Below are 1,733 nucleotides of genomic sequence, written 5' to 3' on the forward strand. Positions count from 1 at the left end.
CGTCACGCGGGTGGCCGACGGCCAGGTGGTGCACACGGCGTCGCGGAACGGGTCCGGGGCGCTCAGCAGCACTTGGGACACGCTCGGCCAGCCGCTCGGCAGCTACCGGGTGCAGTCGTGGACCCGCGACTCACGACGTTCCGGCTTCGCGAACCTGGGCTGCACGGCCCAGAGCGAGGTGCAGGCCTCCAACCTCGTGGTCACCCTGCGCAACCGCGCCGCGGTGCGGGTGAGCGCTCCCGGGTCCGTGGTGAGCGGCGAGGACCTCGCCGTCTCGGTGACGACGTCGGTGCAGGCGAACGGCGTGACCGACCGTGCGCTGGGTGGTCGCACCGTGACGGTGACCGTCGGCGACGACGAGCGGACCGTGACGACCGACGCCCAGGGCCGCGGCAGCGTGGTCGTGGACCTGCCCGACCTCCCGCGCGGCGCCCTCGAAGTCTCTGCCTCGGTGGCCGACGACGCCTCCTATCTCGGCCTCGACGGCTCCACCAGCACGACCGTCGCCCGTCGCAGCACCGCGCTCCGCTACGACGGCACCACCCGCGTGCAGCCCGGCAGGAAGGCGACGCTCGCCGCGGTCCTGACCGACGTCACCCCGGGCAGCGCCCGTGCCGGCGAGCTCGTGGCCGACCTTCCCGTCGCCCTGTCGATCGGGGACGAGACCACCGACGCCACCACCGACGCCGAGGGCGTGGCCCAGCGCACCGTCACCGTCGAGGGACAGAGCCGGGTCGAGCCCGTCGCTGCCGTCTTCGCGGGAACCGAGATCTGGGGCCCGTCCCGCGACGACGTCAAGCTCTACGTCGGCGATGCGGCCGCAGAGCCCGCACCCAAGGAGCACGGTCTGATCGGCGGTCTGACCCGACTGCTCGGCGGCGTCGTCGCCGACCTCGGCACCGCGGTGGGTGGGCTGACCGGCAGCCTGCCGAACTCCGGGGCAGCCGTCGACCCGCTGCTCGAGCAGCTCGCGGCGCAGCTGGGCGACCTCGGGGACGAGGTCGGGCGGATCGGTGACCCGCTCGACGACACGGTCGACGCCGTGATCGACGGCGTCACCGCCGGCAGCCCGCTGGCCGACCTCGCCGACGCGGCGCGATTCCGCTGGCGGGCCGTGCTCGCCCAGCCCGACGGCACCCAGCGGGCCCGCGAGTTCGCCGCCGTCGTCGGCGTCCCGCAGTACCTCGACGTCACCGGCGACGGCAAGCCCGACGTGCTCGCCCGCGTGACTCTCGAGGGCACCACGCCGGTCATCACGACGCTGCGCGCCGACACGGAGGGCACGCCGTTGCCCCTGAGCCTGCAGGCCGTCGTCGGACTGCCCGGCGACGCGACCCGCTACCGGTTCGGCTTCGACGCCCGCACCAGCGACGCCCCGCGCGAGTTCCGTGCCGCGGTCGTCCTGGCCTCCGGCGGCGCCGCGCTCGAGGTCGCCTCGAGCGGCACCGCGCCCCTGGCCGTCACCGGTGCGATTGTGCCCGAGCAGGCGGAGCCGTCGGACGAGACGCCCGTGGCCTCCGGTGACGACGTCGAGCTCGACGACGCCCCGCTCGAGGCGCCGCAGGACCTCGCACCCCGGGAGCAGCGCTTCGGCATCAGCTTCGACCACGCGCCCGAGGCGGCGCGCCTGGCACTGTCGCTCGGCGGCACCCAGCAGGTGGCCGGCACGTTCACGACCCAGCGGCCCACGGAGATCGGGATCCAGTTCACCGAGGACGCCGGCAGCGACGAGG

1 protein-coding gene is annotated in these 1,733 nt (G+C 74.9%); it reads left to right on the forward strand.

Annotation, left to right across the window (positions count from 1 at the left end; translation table 11 throughout):
- The coding region (locus ASF38_RS04840) for a hypothetical protein (protein WP_200914412.1) at positions 1-1,733 on the forward strand (1,733 nt) is incomplete at both ends.

Origin of the sequence: Aeromicrobium sp. Leaf272, from assembly GCF_001422865.1 — a bacterium.
Taxonomy (GTDB): domain Bacteria; phylum Actinomycetota; class Actinomycetes; order Propionibacteriales; family Nocardioidaceae; genus Aeromicrobium.